General features: G+C 40.6%; 12 protein-coding genes and 1 tRNA gene. 6 read left to right on the top strand and 7 right to left on the bottom strand.

The genetic code is table 11. The annotated features are described in order from the left end of the window. The first annotated feature begins 23 nt into the window (after positions 1-23). A complete protein-coding gene (glgX, locus tag LVQ96_01650; protein MCW6169858.1) occupies positions 24-2,129 on the top strand; it encodes a glycogen debranching protein GlgX in 2,106 nt (701 codons plus the stop codon). On the opposite strand, the gene LVQ96_01645 is transcribed toward glgX, so the two are convergent. Genes LVQ96_01645 through glgB form a run of 4 tightly spaced genes read right to left on the bottom strand, consistent with a single transcriptional unit; the run spans position 2,122 to position 9,216 of the window. Next, a complete protein-coding gene (locus LVQ96_01645; GenBank protein ID MCW6169857.1) occupies positions 2,122-3,498 on the bottom strand; it encodes a hypothetical protein in 1,377 nt (458 codons plus the stop codon). The two genes, glgX and LVQ96_01645, sit on opposite strands and share 8 nt — an antisense overlap. Then, entirely contained in the window at positions 3,491-5,167 is a 1,677-nt protein-coding gene (gene treS, locus LVQ96_01640; GenBank protein ID MCW6169856.1) for a maltose alpha-D-glucosyltransferase, read from the bottom strand. The genes LVQ96_01645 and treS overlap by 8 nt, the downstream gene beginning before the upstream one ends. A gap of 1 nt (position 5,168) precedes the next feature. Further along, positions 5,169-7,094 carry an alpha-1,4-glucan--maltose-1-phosphate maltosyltransferase gene (locus tag LVQ96_01635; GenBank protein ID MCW6169855.1) on the bottom strand — a complete coding sequence of 642 codons (1,926 nt, stop codon included), beginning with the start codon at positions 7,092-7,094 and terminating at the stop codon, positions 5,169-5,171. Then, positions 7,084-9,216 carry a 1,4-alpha-glucan branching protein GlgB gene (gene glgB, locus LVQ96_01630; GenBank protein ID MCW6169854.1) on the bottom strand — a complete coding sequence of 711 codons (2,133 nt, stop codon included), beginning with the start codon at positions 9,214-9,216 and terminating at the stop codon, positions 7,084-7,086. Before glgB ends, LVQ96_01635 begins: the two co-directional genes overlap by 11 nt. Before the next feature lie 62 nt (positions 9,217-9,278). Between glgB and LVQ96_01625 the strand changes: the two genes are divergently transcribed. After that, complete coding sequence (locus LVQ96_01625) at positions 9,279-10,226, top strand: hypothetical protein (GenBank protein ID MCW6169853.1); 948 nt, start codon at positions 9,279-9,281, stop codon at positions 10,224-10,226. On the opposite strand, the gene LVQ96_01620 is transcribed toward LVQ96_01625, so the two are convergent. Continuing rightward, positions 10,216-11,148 (bottom strand): GNAT family N-acetyltransferase, encoded by a 933-nt coding sequence (locus LVQ96_01620; GenBank protein MCW6169852.1) that lies wholly within the window; start codon positions 11,146-11,148, stop codon positions 10,216-10,218. The genes LVQ96_01625 and LVQ96_01620 overlap by 11 nt on opposite strands. A gap of 138 nt (positions 11,149-11,286) precedes the next feature. On the opposite strand from LVQ96_01620, the gene LVQ96_01615 reads away from it, so the two are divergent. From LVQ96_01615 to LVQ96_01605, 3 genes are all read left to right on the top strand, one after another. After that, on the top strand, positions 11,287-12,624 hold the full coding sequence (locus LVQ96_01615; GenBank protein ID MCW6169851.1) for an NADP-dependent malic enzyme: 1,338 nt from the start codon (positions 11,287-11,289) through the stop codon (positions 12,622-12,624). A 1-nt stretch (position 12,625) separates the two neighbouring features. Next, positions 12,626-13,111, top strand: coding sequence for a GNAT family N-acetyltransferase (locus tag LVQ96_01610; GenBank protein MCW6169850.1), 486 nt, complete (start codon positions 12,626-12,628; stop codon positions 13,109-13,111). A 281-nt stretch (positions 13,112-13,392) separates the two neighbouring features. Then, positions 13,393-13,815 (top strand): hypothetical protein, encoded by a 423-nt coding sequence (locus LVQ96_01605; protein ID MCW6169849.1) that lies wholly within the window; start codon positions 13,393-13,395, stop codon positions 13,813-13,815. 185 nt (positions 13,816-14,000) lie between these two features. Here the strand turns inward: LVQ96_01605 and LVQ96_01600 are convergent. Both LVQ96_01600 and LVQ96_01595 read right to left on the bottom strand, forming a co-directional pair. Beyond that, positions 14,001-14,073: transfer RNA gene (locus LVQ96_01600), tRNA-Arg, on the bottom strand. Further along, entirely contained in the window at positions 14,073-14,561 is a 489-nt protein-coding gene (locus tag LVQ96_01595; protein MCW6169848.1) for an adenosine monophosphate-protein transferase, read from the bottom strand. The genes LVQ96_01600 and LVQ96_01595 overlap by 1 nt, the downstream gene beginning before the upstream one ends. An 87-nt stretch (positions 14,562-14,648) precedes the next feature. Between LVQ96_01595 and LVQ96_01590 the strand changes: the two genes are divergently transcribed. Then, positions 14,649-16,202 carry a tRNA uridine(34) 5-carboxymethylaminomethyl modification radical SAM/GNAT enzyme Elp3 gene (locus LVQ96_01590; protein ID MCW6169847.1) on the top strand — a complete coding sequence of 518 codons (1,554 nt, stop codon included), beginning with the start codon at positions 14,649-14,651 and terminating at the stop codon, positions 16,200-16,202. The last annotated feature ends 204 nt before the right edge of the window (positions 16,203-16,406 follow it).

The following is a 16,406-nucleotide window of genomic DNA, read 5'->3' as shown; positions in this document are numbered from 1 at the left end:
ATATTTGAATCAGATCGAAAGGAGTGAAAATACTGGATCCGTTATATTCTAAACTAAAAGCTTCCAGTTATAATCAAGGATCTATCGTTACTAACGAGGGAGTTCTTTTCTCAGTTTATTCCGAAAACGCAACAGCAATATATGTTGAAATTTACAAGAACAATGACGACAGAAACCCTGAGATATATCCACTTGAACGACAAAGCAAGTTCATGTGGAGGGCTTTCATTTCAGGGATAGGCCCAGGGACGCTATATGGCTATAGAGCGGACGGTCCTTTTTCCCCTGAAAATGGTCTAAGATATAATAAAAATAAATTGTTGATGGATCCTTATTCGAAGGCTGTTTCTTCAGAAGTAATATCTACAGAATTAACAAACGGTTACAAGTTAAACGACCCCGGTGCTGACCTTTCGTTTGATGACATGGACGACGCAAACGCAATGCCGAAATCTGTCGTGTTCGAGGATAACTTTGACTGGAAAGGCGTTGGGAAACCCTTGATCCCGTGGAAGGACCTCATTATCTATGAAACCCATGTAAAAGGGTTGACAAAACGAAAGCCAGATATAGACGAGCGTATCCGAGGAACATTTTTGGCTCTCTATTCAGATCAAATGATAGATTATCTCAAGGATCTTGGAATAAACGCTGTAGAATTATTGCCTATTCACCAGAGAATTGATTCTTATGTTTTCAACGGTATTACAACAAACACGTACTGGGGATATAATACGATCAACTTTTTTTCCCCAGAGATAACATATTCTGCTGGGAAAGCTCCAGGAGACCAAATCAACGAATTCAAGAATGTTGTTAAGAAATTCCATGAGAATGGGATTGAGGTGATTCTTGATGTTGTGTACAACCATACGGCAGAGGGCAACCAGTTGGGCCCGACAATGTCTTTCAGAGGCATAGATAATTCAGTTTATTACAAGCTGGCTTCGGACAAGAGGTATTATGTTGATTTCACAGGTGTCGGAAATACCATAAATATAAAGCATCCACAGGTGCTTAAGTTGATAACAGACAGTTTAAGGTACTGGGCCATTGACATGCAGGTTGATGGATTCAGGTTTGACCTTGCATCGGTGCTGGGCAGAAAGCGCTCCGCTTTCGACCCATTTACGTCCTTCTTCGGTATAATACATACGGATCCCATCCTTTCTACTGTAAAATTAATTGCAGAACCCTGGGACGTAGGAATCGGAGGATATCAGTTGGGCAACTTTCCACTCGATTGGGCTGAGTGGAACGGAAAGTACAGGGATGGTGTTAGACATTACTGGAAAGGGCATGGAAGAAATCTCTCAGAATTTGCCACTCGCTTCAGCGGATCCTCCGATCTTTTTGAATGGCGTGGAAAAACACAGTACTCCAGTGTGAATTTCATTACGTGCCATGACGGATTTACGCTCAGCGATCTGGTAAGCTACAACACTAAGCACAACGAGGAAAATAATGAGGGAAATAAAGACGGTACTGATAATAATATTAGCGAAAATATGGGCTTTGAAGGTCCAACTGATTCTCCAGCAGTCTTGAAGAAGAGAAACACAAGGATTAGAACGTTTCTTATCACGCTTTTGACCTCTCAGGGAACTCCGATGATCCTTGGTGGGGACGAAATAAAGAGAACACAGAATGGAAATAACAATGCCTATAAACTGGACAATGAGACATCATGGTATGATTGGAACGTTGATGAAGATAAAAGAAATCTTCTTGACTTCACAAAGAGGATCATAGCTATACGCAGAAGATTCTGTGTCCTTAGGCAGGATAGTTATCTGAAAGGCTCCGGAAAAGATCCGGATGCAAAACAGATCGCATGGCTGAGGAGCGATGGAACTGAAATGAACGAATCGGACTGGCACGTAAAAAGGAGTATTGGAATACTTCTCGTTTGCACAAAGTGCGAACATGACGGCTGTGAACGGGATAATCTGTTCATAGCGTTCAATCCAACCACAATACCCTTGAAATTCAATCTTCCTTCTGGATATAGCCGTTTTATCCTCTTGATAAGCTCTCAGCAGATACATCCGGAGGATGAACGAGATATCGGTGCTCAGCACATAGTCCTGGAACCTGGATCAGCTTTTGTCCTAAAAGCCGTCAGATAACAGTTAGGGATTCCAAAATATCTTTTAACGCATTCAGTGGAATGTGCATCCAGGAGGGCCTATTGTTAATCTCGTAGAGGAGTTCATAGGATGCTTTCTGCAAGAGGAAAAGCTGCAGCAATCTGGAAATCTTTTCATTATCTGTTGGTATGAGATTCATATCCCCTATTATCTTAACGTAATGCCTGAGGAACGTAGACATGATCTCACTGGACATATTCTCCACGCCTTCGCCAAATCCAGAACATAGATAGTCGATTGATCTCAGAATACCTGAAACATCTTTGAAAGGGGATTTTTTGCTTGTTCGTTCAAGCATACTTCTCACAGGTTCTCCTTCAAAATCGATTATATAATATCTGTTCCTGTAAAGAAGTATCTGGCCCAGGTGATAATCTCCATGGACTCGTGTTTTCATCAAAATTTCATTTTGAAATAATGAGTTAAACACCTTCTTTATTTTTTCTTGGTCCAGATCCAGGGAGAGTGGACCAAGTTCCATATTGCGCTTTCTCATTATTTCTCTCGAGGCATCAAGATACCTAAAAGAGTCGTCAATTACATCCTCTAGTTCCGAAACGGCCATTTTCTCAGGCCGGAAATCTTCGTCCCTTACACTCGCTAGTGTCTTGCACATATTCCCTGTAAGTGTACCCATGTCAGCCGCTAAATCGAGGATCTTGGATTTGAAATTACCCATATCGGCTTTGAGGCTATCGTTGTAATAGGACCATAAGTCAACAGACTTAGGGAAATATTCCATGGCACTGCATAGATATATTATTCCATCAGTGGATACATATTTCATATATCCTTTCAAGGAAGGTACGTGTGCAAACCCATTTTCTTTTAACTTGATTGACATGTTTATGTCAGGATTCTCCCCAAACTGAAGATACCTGTAGTTTTTTACGATCGCATTACCAATTATGAATGAACTGTTGCTCTGCTCTGTTTTTATTACTGAAAAATTGTTTTCTTCATTTAATTGAAAAAAATTTGTTCTCTGAAACTCTATATACGAATCTTTTCCCTTTAAAACCGTCTTATGCTCCATATTTCGCATTATAAGTTTAGCAAAATTCTCAAAATAGAATGCGTCATAAACGTTGACCCCGGTACCGTTCTCCTCGAAGAAGCTTATTCTGCCAGAGAATTCATCTTTGGAAAAGAACAGCGGAACATAATACATTGAATCCGATACACCCTTAACTTTGAATATTGCTAGGACAAAATCTTCTATCTGAAAAGAATCAATTATTTCCAGGCCTGCAGTTAAACCAGCTTTGTTCCCGTACCATCTTCGCGTCGTTATGTAGTTCAGGAGATCCTCCTTTAAACCTTCCAAATTTTCGATGTAGTCATTCATCTCCATCAAAGTCCATTGAATCGTCAAACGAAGGCACAGTCAAATTCAGCCAGAAAAAGCTTCTAGGATGTAATGTAAAGAAATATGGAAGATCTCCAATCCTAGGGAAATAGGATTTTGTAAATGCTTCAACGGGTTTCAGTCCCTTGTATTCAGAAAGATCGATTTCCACATATGTGTGTCTCCTTGAAAGATTAAATATGCAAAGCATACGCTGGTCCTTATACTTCCTTATATAAACTAAAACTCTCTTATTCTTCTGGCTGATAAACTGTATATCGCCACGGCCAAGCAGTTCACGATAGTCCTTCCTGACGCCAATTATCTTTTTCATCCAGTTAAGAAGTGAGGAAGAAATTCTACTTTCGCCCTCAACATTCACGCTCTCGTAACTGAAATTAGGGTTCGTTATTACTGGGCTGTAAAGCTGTTCTGCATCCGCGTAAGAGAAACCTGCGTTCCTATCATATGACCACTGCATGGGCGTCCTTACACCATTTCTGTCTCCGAGGTAAATGTTATCACCCATACCTATCTCGTCACCATAATATATTATAGGCGTCCCAGGAAGTGAAAATATCAAAGCGTTAACAAGCTCGATGGTGCTCCTATCGTTATCGAGTAAAGGTGCCAGACGCCTCCTTATACCGATATTGAGTTTCATCTTGGGTATTTTCACGTATTCCTTATACATTATATCCCGCTCTTCGTCCGTCACCATTTCAAGTGTAAGTTCATCGTGATTCCTCAGGAAGATGCACCAGTCACAATTCTCTGGAATTCCCTTAGTTTGTTCAATTATGTCTATTATTGGAAAACCATCTCTCTTTGCAAGGGCAACAAATATACGGGGCATTAAGGGGAAATTGAAAGCCATGTGAAATTCATCACCGTTTCCAAAGTACTTTTTAGTTTCCGTCGGCCACTCATTTGCTTCAGCCAGGAGTATTGTTCCAGGAAATTCTTCATCCATCATTTTCCGTAACTCTTTAAAAAAGTTATGGGTCTCAGGGAGATTTTCACAGTTTGTCCCTTCTCTCTTGAAGAGGAACGGAACCGCATCTGCCCTGAATCCGTCAAGGCCAATCTTCAACCAGAATCTTACAATATTTTTTACCTCGTCCCGAACCTCAGGGTTATCATAATTAAGATCTGGTTGGTGAGAGTAGAACCTGTGAAAGTAATATTGCTGTGTAACGGGTTCATAGGCCCAGTTTGATCTTTCTGAATCAACGAAAATTATTCTGGCCTCACTAAACTTTGTGGGATCATCTGTCCAGATGAACCAGTCCCGTTTCTTTGAATTACGCGAGGATTTTGACTCCTGGAACCACTCATTTTGGTCCGAAACATGATTCAGCACCAGGTCTGCAATGACTCTTATGCCAAGTGAATGCGACTTCTCTATGAAATTCTTGAAATCTTCTAGATTGCCATATTCCGGTTGGATCGAATAGTAATCGGAAATGTCATACCCGTCGTCCCTTAATGGAGACTTATAGAATGGCAATAGCCATATGGCATCGATTCCAAGGTCCTTAAGATAGTCCAGTTTCATGGAGAGACCTCTGAAATCCCCGGTGCCGTCATTTGTGGAATCATAATACCCTTTTACGTGCAGTTCATAAAAAACAGCATCCCTGTACCATAATTTTTCGCCGTTAAGCATCTTATGTTATCACCTTCATTATATGGGCCTGCCTGATTCCGGGTATCAGGCGAACATAGTTGGAATCACCATTCCATGTGTATTCGCTACCATCGAGTAGATCAATAACTTCATACGTTCCCGGATTCATACCTATTTCCCTAAACGGGAGATGTATTACATCGCTCTGAGTCTCGTCAGGATTTAGATTTATAACGATTATCAGCACATTTTTAAGATCACGGGTATAACGTACGTAAGAGAGAATATTGTGATTGTCGTTTTGACAGAATCTCAAGTTTCCAAAGTTTTGAAGTGCTTCGTTTTCCCTTCGGATTAAGTTTAACCTGCCTATGACATCGCGAATATTGCCAGGGGCATTCCAGTCTCTCATCCTTATTTCATACTTTTCTGAGTTCAGATATTCCTCAGAATCTCCCAACGGTTGATTTTCGCACAATTCAAATCCACTGTAAACCCCCCATAACGGAGAAAGCGTTGATGCCAGAGCGGACCTGATAATGAAGGCATTGCGATTCTTTCCAGAGAGAGACCGCGGGAGTATGTCTGGAGTGTTTGTGAATAACATAGGCCTGAAGAACTGTTTAATCTCATCAGAATAAAGTTCATTGAAATAGTCACGAATCTCATAGTCATAATTTCTCCATGTAAAATATGTGTATGACATAGAGAAACCTATTTTTCCAAGCCAGTACATTACAGGTTTTCTGGTAAAGGCCTCTGATAGAAAGAGTGTTTCTGGGTATTCCTCCTTAATCTCGTTGATGAGGTAATCCCAAAAATCAAATGGCTTCGTATGCGGATTATCGATCCTAAAAATCCTGATACCTTTACCGATCCAGAAGGTTACTACCCTCTTCAGTTCTTTATAGAGGTTGTTTTTATCCTGTGTTCCAAAATCTATAGGGTAAATGTCGAAATACTTTTTTGGTGGGTTTTCTGCGTACTTGATTTTCCCATCCGGTCCATGCGCGAACCATTCCGGATGCTTCTTTACATAAGGATGATCTGGTGAGCACTGAAAAGCCATATCCATGGCGATCTCAATATCTCTTCCCTTTGCTTCGGAGATAAGATGTTCAAAATCCCCTAGGTTGCCTAACTCGCTATTAATGCTCATGTGCCCACCATCGGAGTTCCCGATTGCCCATGGACTCCCCACGTCTCCTCTGTCGGCGTACCTGGCTCCATTCTTTCCGCGCCTGTTTGTCGTGCCAACGGGATGAATAGGTGTGAGATAGAGAACGTCGAATCCCATTCTCTTTATGTCATCGAGTCTTCCTTCCACATCCTTGAATGTTCCGGAAACGCTGTTAGATTTTCCCTGTGATCTTGGAAAGAGTTCATACCATGCAGAAAATGTTGCCTTTTTTCTATCACAAAATACCCTGAGAACCTTATATGTGGAAAGTTCCTTTTTTTCCTGATATTTCAATGCAATTGCTTGCAAGACCCTGTCATTGAGAACACTTAGAACCTCATAAACACCCATATTCCTAGTGCCATCAATGACGTGCGAGAGAAATTGTTTTTCATTATTGTCTCCTTGTTTTCGAGCTGATTCCAAGAGAGAAAAAATTCGAGAGATATCAGTTTCCACCGGTTCTCCTGCTTTATACCATGATTCAGCGTCCTTGAGTAACGTGAAGTACGAATCCAAATATGCCTCTATTGTGTATTCATACATCCCTATACGTTCCAGAGTGAATGAACCATGCCACCTGTCATTTCCAAGAGAATCCATGGGAATTACAGTCCATTCATTTTCGCCACTTTTCCTGTACTTTAAAAATGCGGCAATTGTTTCGTGTCCACCTTTGTACACATCAGCGTACACGTCAAACTTATCTCCTAGTGTTCCTTTGGAGTAGAATGAGCCACAGTTGATCTCCGGATACACATTCTCAATTGCAATGTTATTTGTCATTTTTACACCTGAAAAATAAACCCGCGAGTGGTGGGAGCGTTATTTCGATTGAAAATTTTCTATTATGGAAGGGACGTGATGATGAATGAACTTCACCGTTATGAATACCTGTCCCGCCATATCGCATAAGATCCGAGTTGAATAATTCTCCATAGTATGAGTCACGATTTACACCTATACAATAATTTTCTCTCATGACAGGTGTCATGTTAAATATACAAAGTATCTCATCCTCAGGAGATTTTCTCAGAAAACTGATGACTGTATTCTCCTTGTCATTAAAATCGACCCACTCAAAACCATCATGGCTATCATCGTAGTGAAAAGCAGAGTATTCCACATATAACCTATTCAGCTCCCCGACCATCCTGTATAGGTCTTGCCTCTCCCTTTCCTTGAACTCCCTCCATTTGAGTTCGGAGAGGACATTCCACTCAACGGATTGAGCAAATTCATTTCCCATGAACAGCAGTTTCTTTCCTGGATATGAGAACATATAGGACAGGAAAAGCCTGACATTAGAGAGGTTGTTTCCTGGCATTTTCCCGAAGAGGGATTTTTTCCCGTACACCACCTCGTCATGCGAAATTGGCAGTATGTACTTCTCACTGAAAGCATAGGATATTGAAAACGTAAGAGCATTTATCCTGTCTTTTCTGAACAAGGGATCTGTTGCAAAAAAATCCAGCGTATCATGCATCCAGCCCATGTTCCACTTATAGTCAAAACCAAGGCCTCCAAATTCTACGGGAGAAGTTACACTGCCATACGAACTGGATTCTTCAGCTATCGTTACATTACTTGGAAAATATGTATGTAGCTGTTTATTGAGTTCCTGTAGGAACGAAACTGCTTCTAAATTAATATTCCCTCCATACTTATTCGGAATCCACTCTTTTCGACTGAAATCAAGGTACAGCATCGAAGTCACAGCATCAACTCGTATCCCGTCAACATGATAAAAGTCGAACCAGAAGAGCGCGCTTGAAATGAGAAAATTTCTGACTTCATTCTTTCCAAAGTCAAATACATTGGTCCCCCAATCCGGTGTTCTTCCCTTGCGAGGATCGGAATAATCGTAAAGGTGAGTGCCATCGTACATGGAGAGGCCAAATTCGTCATCCGGGAAATGGGCAGGGACCCAGTCAAGAATTATGCCTATGCCATTTTCATGAAGTTTGTTGACCAGATACATGAAATCATCAGGTGTCCCGTACCTTGCAGTGGGTGCAAAATAATTTAGTGTTTGATACCCCCAGGAGATATCAAGCGGGTGCTCCATAACGGGCAGAAATTCTACAAAGTTAAAACCAGCTTCTTCCAGATACACAACCAGAAGATCGGCGATATCACGATAATTCATGAAACCGCCATTTTTGCGATGCCACGATCCGAGATGAATCTCGTAGATCGACATAGGTCTATGTAAACTATTCATAGGTTTGCCTTCGATCCATTCGCTGTCGGTCCAGACGAAATGAAGGTTTACAACTATGGATGCTGTCCGAGGTCTAGGTTCAGTGAAAAATGCATACGGATCGGTTCGTACATTGACCTTTCCAGATGAAGTTTTTATGGCATACTTATAATATTCATTTTCGCCTATGTTGGGCACAAAGAGTTCCCAGATACCAGAAGATTTTACATTTGTCATCGGATTCATTCCAACCGTCCAGTGATTGAAGTTACCGATAACAGAAACTGCTATCCCACTCGGTGCCCATACTATGAATCTCACACCGGGTACTCCATTTTCAGTTATTAGATGCGCCCCGAATGTTGTGTATCCTTTGAAGAGTCTTCCCTCTTTGTAAAGGAATATGTCGTACTCCGTCAACGATGTGCCAAAATTATATGGATCATGAATTTCATGGACGAACTTGCTTGAGTCCTCGTAAAGGATCTTATACTCCCTGTGATTCTTTGATGTTTCAAACGTAAAAATTCCGTTTCCCAAGCTATTCATAGGCTGTTTTTCAGACCCGATTTTGATCCATGCATTTTTCGCAATAGGGAGATAAGCTCGAATCACATATCCTCCGTTGAACGGATGCAAGCCCAGGGTTTCAAGTGGGGAAGGGTCTGTGAAATTTACAATGTCTTGAAGCTGTGATTCTTGCATGATGTTACTCTAATACCTAATGATAAATAAATAATACTGCAGTCATATAGCTTTGGCTCAGCTTGAACTATATAATTAACATAATCCTGATTGTTGCGAGTGTCCTGATTTCTGTTTTAACCTTGATGAATAATCCAGGCAGATTTCTTGTCGCGTATCTATTGGCGTGGGTATTTTCCATTGCTATTACCCTGTTCACTGGAAATGCAGAGCCCGTATTATCCATTGTACTGATGATCGTTACAATAAAATACATGTACACTAAGCTTTCATTATATTTTGGTATCGCTATACTTTCGTACCTATTGGCCATTTTTATCTTAACGAAGGATCACCAGATATGGCCTTTATTAGATCTTTCTATAGGCCTCGGAATTATGCTTGGTCTCGTTTCTGACAAGGAGAGCATGGCGTGGGTAATGAGAAACACTGTCAGCAAGGGAAGAAACCCCTCAAGGGAAATAACTAGGGACCTTGTGCAAGTAGGGGGCGGTATTGCCTTGATAATTCTCTTATTGCTGTTTGGGCCGGCAAAGACCAGGATAGCATACACCGTTGCCCTCGTGGTCCTACTACTAATAGGCGCTTATGTTTCAATGAACAGGGATAAAGCCTTTTCATCCAAGATTTATGGGCTGGAAAGAAATGGAGTACCTTTGGGAATAGGCGCAATATGGTTTGGTTGCGGGATAATGCTCGCTTATGCCATCATAAATTCAATTAATATTATCATTCTAATACTCATAGCCGTTACGATTTGTGATCCACTTGCTACAATTATTGGTATGCGAATCAAATCACCAAGAATATTCTATAACAAAAAGAAATCTATTGCCGGGACTCTTTCGTTTCTTGTTGTTGCAGGATTTTTCGGGTTTATCTTACTAAACTGGTCAGGATTGTTTTTAGGAGTTCTCGCGGCTTTTGTTGAGAGTTTGCCCTATGAAGCATTTGACGACAATTTCATGATACCGGTTGTGTTGAGCATTATCTCTTTTTTCATTTTTTAATCTGGAAATAGGAAATCTCCCTGCCGTAACCCGTCTCCCTAAATCCAAGGTTAAAGTAAAGGAATCTTGCGGGGTTGTTTAACGAGACCCAGAGAATCACGGAATCAAAGTTCATTTCTTTAAGTTTGTCCAGGGACTTGGATAGAATTTCTTTTCCTAGGCCTTTTTTTCTATTATTTTTATCAACAAATATATCGGCTATCAGGGCACGTCTGCTTGAACCGTTCTTATTTTCAGTCTCGACGCTTATTATTCCAGCGATAATCTTTTCACCCTCCTTCAGAACAAAACTCGCTTCGGGGATTAATTTTCCTATTTCCCCTTCCAGAATACGAGCAGTGGAGGGTATTCGCTCATTTCTTGTGGATGGAAAAAGAAGAACGTCATCTTCACCGCTATATGCGTCAAATTGTGCATCGGAATATGAGGCAGGTGTGACGGAAAATATTTCGTTGAATTCGCGTGAAAAATTTTCGGCATGCGTTGGAAAGTAATCTTTTAAACCAAGTTCAAGTCGGATTCTTTCCATTTTGAAGAAACCGTGCTCGCCCAAAAGATTTGAAATAGTTTCGGTGCCATTGTAAATGTCCCCTATTACTACGGACTTATCCTCCTTTCTTGCTTCGCTCTCGATCCATGTTAAAAGGTTCTCTGCACGTGCAGCGTCAACGTAACTCTCATCTTCAAAGCCTAAGACTGCGTAAAGTCTGTCAATAAAACCAGAATAATCAATCATGAATGAATAACAAATTACACTTTTTCCATTTGTAATAACTCTTGATTTAATCTTATTCTCATTTAGAAGAGATATTATTTGGCTGTAAGCTTGCCTGATGTTGTTTTCTGGATATTTTTCCTCTAATTTGTTGATCTGTTTATCGAGTATACCATTCCAATCCAGTTTAACGTTATTCAATTCCATGATCCATGATATCTATGAAAATTAATTATTTTCTGCTAACTTGTTGCTCTACAAAATCACAACCTTAATTCATGTATTTAAATATAAACATAACCTGTTATCCATTATCTTAATTAATTGTCTATGCCTTAACCTCCCATGGATAGCAATGCTTCTCGGACTGCTAAATTTGATGAGTTGGCAATAGTCTATTCAGAATACTATAAAGGAAAAATACAGACTATCCCGAAGGTTCCGGTTAGGCATCTCAGCGACTTCTCTTTTTGGTACACCCCGGGAGTTGCGGCGGTCTCTCTTAAAATTGCAAAAGAAATAGATCTTTCTTTTGAAATGACAGGCAAATGGAATAATGTTGCGATTATAACTGACGGAACAAGGGTACTGGGAATTGGAAATGTTGGGCCTGAAGCATCTCTTCCGGTTATGGAGGGAAAAGCCCTAATATTCAATTTTCTTGGGGGAGTTAATGCCACGCCTGTGCCGATTCGCGTTCACAGTAAAGATGAATTTATTGCAACGGCAAAGGCGCTCGAGCCTTCGTTTGGTGGCTTTAATCTTGAGGATATAGAATCCCCAAAGTGCTTTTTCATTCTTGAAGAGCTTCAAAAATCATTATCTATTCCTACGTGGCATGATGATCAGCTTGGAACCGCATGCATAAGTCTTGCTGGGTTGTTCAACAGCCTTAAGCTAACAAATAGAAAGATCGAGGAAGCAAAGATTATTCTAATGGGCTCCGGAGCGGCGAACATCGCAACGGCATTTTTATTATTTGCAGCAGGTGCAAAACCTGGAAACATTTTAATGACGGATTCGCATGGTATACTGGAACCGGAAAGGAGCGACATGGATAAGTTAATGCTTAATAATCCATGGAAGTACCAGTTAGCTATTAAGACGAATTCTGAAAGATTAAAAGGGCCTGAAGAATATGCATTCAAGGGCGCAGATGTAGTGATTGCAGCATCAAAGCCCGGTCCAGGAACAATCAAACCTGAGTGGATAAGATCAATGAACACCGATGCTATAGTTTTTGCTCTGGCAAACCCTAATCCGGAGATCTGGCCGGATGACGCCCTGGCTAATGGTGCCAAGATCGTGGCAACCGGCAGAAGTGATTTTCATAATCAGGTAAATAACAGTTTGGTGTTTCCGGGCGTCTTCAGGGGTATACTTGATGCCCGGTCCAGAGGCGTGAATTTCGATGTAATGGTTTCGGCCTCAAAAGAAATCGCCGACTTCGTAAAGGAACCTTCTCCTGAAAAGATTGTTCCTTCTATGGACGAATGGGAACTTTATCCTACTGTCGCCTCAGCAGTCGCATATAAGACTGTAGAACTAGGTCTCGCAAGGAAAATAGACAGTAGAGAAGGGTTCAGAAAAACCGCTTCGGAAATTATTGAGACAAACAGGAAATTATACTTGAAGGTCCTTGATGATAAATTAATCAAGGATTTACCTGGAGGAGGAAAATAAATTGAAAAACAGTTTTGAAATAAGAAGGCTCGAAAGGAGTGATTTTGAACAAGCCACAGATCTATTATTGCGCCAGAAGAGGATAAATGGAGAATTTGATTCCGCGTTTCTGACATCGGATAAAGCCAAAGAAGACGTTATTAAGCACCTGGAATCAAAAGTTGAAAAACATGATGAACATATCGCTCTTGTTGCCACGTCTTCAAAAAAGGTCGTAGGCATCATATGTGTCGATATAATGAAGAGAATGTACTACACGCCAGACAAAGAAGCAAGAATAACAGATTTTTACGTAATGCCAGAGTTCAGGAGAAAAGACGTTGCCAGAACCATTTACAATAAACTAGTCCAGATGCTAAAAGAGTACCACGTAAACCTTGTTTCAGCGGAATTCCCTTCCCGAAATCCAATGGCTCTTGCTTTCTATGAAAGCTTGGGTTTCAGAGAAATGATTAGTACCTATGGTAAGCTAATCAGCGAAGACTAGAATCAATTTATCACGTCTAGTGTATAAGTGCGCTTATCGACATAGTTTACTTCATTTCTCCAATATGATTTAACATTCTATCCTGTGTTAGTATCGATTCTATTGCATAACCTCAGAGACTATTTTAACTGGACCTTCCGTATCCAAAAAGATATTACTGAAGGTCCTATGCAGTTTCTGGAACTACAAATTATCTGATGTGGAGATGCTAGCAAATCTGTTAAAGGTAATTTGCAGATTAATATATCTGCACAAGATATAGTTGCGGACAGGAATAAACCATGGCCAACGATAAAATTCAAAACCACGAAAGTTTGATTAGAAAAGAGATGGATAAACTAAAAGAAGAAGATCTATCAGATCATGCTCCACTAATCTCTAGGTCAGTTGTGACGAAGTTAGTGGAGTTACTATCGAAATCGGAAGATATGGAAATATCCCTTAGCGCTGACAATTTCAATTACACTATTCAATTTGTTGAATTTGTGGAACCTTTGCAGGACGGGAATGATGGTGTATTTGATGATTTACCCTCGTTGGACGAAATTGACAATATTTCCTCCTTTCATGTCTTAGTCTCGGAAAATAATGAGAAAAAGATGACAGATGTTGAATTCAGAAACAATGTTGTTGAGTGCACTCCTGCGAGAATGAAAAAATTTCTCCTAAGACTCCAGTTGGCGATAACAAACGCAATCCAATAATCAATAAACTCAGTCGCAAGCTAACGCAAAAATGAAAACCAATAAACAACATTTTACAAGGGATATATTGCTGATTGGGTCAACAAAGCGCTAGAAAATCAATTTTGCTGTTTTGATAACAACGAACAGAACGGCACGGAAAATCGAAACAGAATCATTGATGATGTGGAATATAAAAATTAAAGCGGGCCCACCGGGATTCGAACCCGAATTATAGGCTCCGGAGGCCTATGTGATGATCCATTACACTATGGGCCCTAACTCTTGTATCCTATCTCTCTAAGTAGTTTTATCCTTTTGCTTCTCTGCGTGGCATCTTCTATACCCAAGGGAGAGTAGCCATCGATTACTCCGAGGATCCCACATCCCCTCTCGATTTCCGCAAGGATTACATCCACTGGATTGCTTGTTGCAGCAAATATTCTTCCAACTTCCTGACAATTCTTGATCGCATCAAGAATACTGATGGGAAATGCGTTTTTCAATATAATTAAGAAGGTATGTCCTGCAGATAATTTTTTAAGATTCTCCAAAGCCACCTCTATTAAGTGGCGATCGTTGCCCTCGAATCTGAGGAGTCTATCGCCAGAAGCTTCCGAAAATGCTAGAGCGTATTTTGCCTGTGGGACGTATGTTTTAATGATTTCATTTAAATCCTCAACGGTCTTTATGAAATGAGAATATCCGAGTATTATGTTGGAATCTTCCGGTACTTCTAAACTCACTGCCTTAATTTTCGTTTCCATACTCAGAGAATATGAAGATTAAGATTAAGTTTACTTCTGAGTAAGGATGCCGTGCAAAATTAAATAACGGTTATGCATATCATTTTCGTGGAGTTTTACGAGCTTATAGCTTCCGAGATAAACAGCTCGGAATTGATCGATAGCAGTACACTGCAAAAACGGAAACTGGAGCTTTCAAGGGAATTGGGTCTTGATCACGTTCCGAGTAATTCCGAGATACTTGCTTCCGGATTGATTGATAAAGATAAAAGAGAAACTTTGAGAATTAAGCCAACTAGAACTATGTCCGGTGTGGCAGTGGTAGCGGCGATGACATCACCTGAAAGATGCCCTCATGGCAAATGTATTTTCTGTCCGGGTGGGGTAGACAATAATTCTCCACAATCTTATACCGGGTATGAACCGTCTGCCTTGCGCGGGAGAGCCAACAATTATGATCCCTATAACATAGTTTTTAACCGATTAAAGCAACTGGAAACTATTGGCCACGATACTAGTAAGGTTGATCTTATCATAATGGGCGGTACTTTCACTGCCCGAAACCTTGATTACCAAACTATGTTTGTTAAGGGTTCTATTGATGCTATGAATAAATTCATTTCACCCAGTCTTGAGTATTCTATAGCAAGTAACGAAACGGCCTCCAGAAGATGTATCGGCCTCACAGTAGAAACAAAACCTGATTGGTTTTTTGAAAGAGAGATTGATTTTTCACTCTCCTACGGTACTACAAAGGTAGAGCTTGGAGTACAGATTCTCAGTGATAAGATACTTAGGGAAAATGGAAGGGGGCATGGCATTCAGGAAATCATAAGGTCTTCTGCCCTCTCCAGAGACGCTGGTCTTAAGATAGTCTATCATCTCATGCCAGGAATGTATGGTTCTAGTCCGAACGAAGATAGACGAAGTTTTGACCTGATGGTGTCCGATCCAGATTATAAGCCTGACATGCTTAAAATATACCCCACACTCGTGGTCAAAGGCACATCTTTATACAGGCTGTGGAAGCTGGGCAGGTATACTCCACTTGATACTGAAGAGACTGTGGATCTTATCGCATATTTCATGAAAAATATGCCACCTTGGATACGCGTACAGAGAATGCAACGTGATATCCCTGTGAAATTTATAGAAGCAGGCGTAAAGCGAAGTGACCTAAGAAATCTCGTTATGGACAGATTGAGGGAAGAGGGAATAAAGACTTGGGAAATAAGGACCAGGGAGATTGGACACAAGAGATCTATGGTGAAATACATGCAAATCACTAGGCATGATTATGAGGCTTCAAATGGAAAGGAGATATTTCTTTCCATCGAGGACGAGGAACACATTTACGGTTATCTTCGGTTAAGAATACCAAGCGAGAATGCACACAGACAGGAGGTCCGCGACAGCTCAATCGTGAGGGAAATTAAGGTACTTGGCGACGTGGTTCCAATAGGACTTCACGAAGAGGAGCAATGGCAACATCACGGTTTTGGAACTAACCTAATGAAAGAAGCCGAAAGGATTTCAAGGGAGGAATTTGGTAGAATGAGAGTTTTGGTAATAAGCGGAATTGGAGCTCGCGAGTACTTCAGAAAACTCGGTTATGAACGACTAGGTCCGTACATGGCAAAAGACGTGCCAGAATTAATGTAAAATCATTGAATTTCTGCCAAGCCATTCTGAATTATGAGGTAACCTCAAGTCCCTAGGGTCTGAAAAGAATTCCAAAAATCGGGCAGGATGTTTCTACGGTTTCAGGTTTTCGGATTTCCTCGAATGCCGAACATTTACCTTCTTTTGCATTATATTCCTTTTATTGCTAGAACATGCCCAAATTTGGTTTTCAAGGAGGCATTT

Source organism: Thermoplasmatales archaeon, from assembly GCA_026127925.1.
Taxonomy (GTDB): domain Archaea; phylum Thermoplasmatota; class Thermoplasmata; order Thermoplasmatales; family Thermoplasmataceae; genus JAKAYB01.
Note: the sequence above shows the minus strand (reverse complement) of the source record. Positions and strands in the feature narration are given on the sequence as shown.

What these genes read in the sequence shown, in the direction of transcription:
- LVQ96_01615 (MCW6169851.1), top strand. Translation starts at nt 11,287, where the DNA reads ATGGATAGCAATGCTTCTCGGACTGCTAAATTTGATGAGTTGGCAATA.
- LVQ96_01595 (MCW6169848.1), bottom strand. Translation starts at nt 14,561, where the DNA reads ATGGAAACGAAAATTAAGGCAGTGAGTTTAGAAGTACCGGAAGATTCC.
- treS (MCW6169856.1), bottom strand. Translation starts at nt 5,167, where the DNA reads ATGCTTAACGGCGAAAAATTATGGTACAGGGATGCTGTTTTTTATGAA.
- LVQ96_01645 (MCW6169857.1), bottom strand. Translation starts at nt 3,498, where the DNA reads ATGAATGACTACATCGAAAATTTGGAAGGTTTAAAGGAGGATCTCCTG.
- glgB (MCW6169854.1), bottom strand. Translation starts at nt 9,216, where the DNA reads ATGCAAGAATCACAGCTTCAAGACATTGTAAATTTCACAGACCCTTCC.
- LVQ96_01620 (MCW6169852.1), bottom strand. Translation starts at nt 11,148, where the DNA reads ATGGAATTGAATAACGTTAAACTGGATTGGAATGGTATACTCGATAAA.
- LVQ96_01605 (MCW6169849.1), top strand. Translation starts at nt 13,393, where the DNA reads ATGGCCAACGATAAAATTCAAAACCACGAAAGTTTGATTAGAAAAGAG.
- LVQ96_01635 (MCW6169855.1), bottom strand. Translation starts at nt 7,094, where the DNA reads ATGACAAATAACATTGCAATTGAGAATGTGTATCCGGAGATCAACTGT.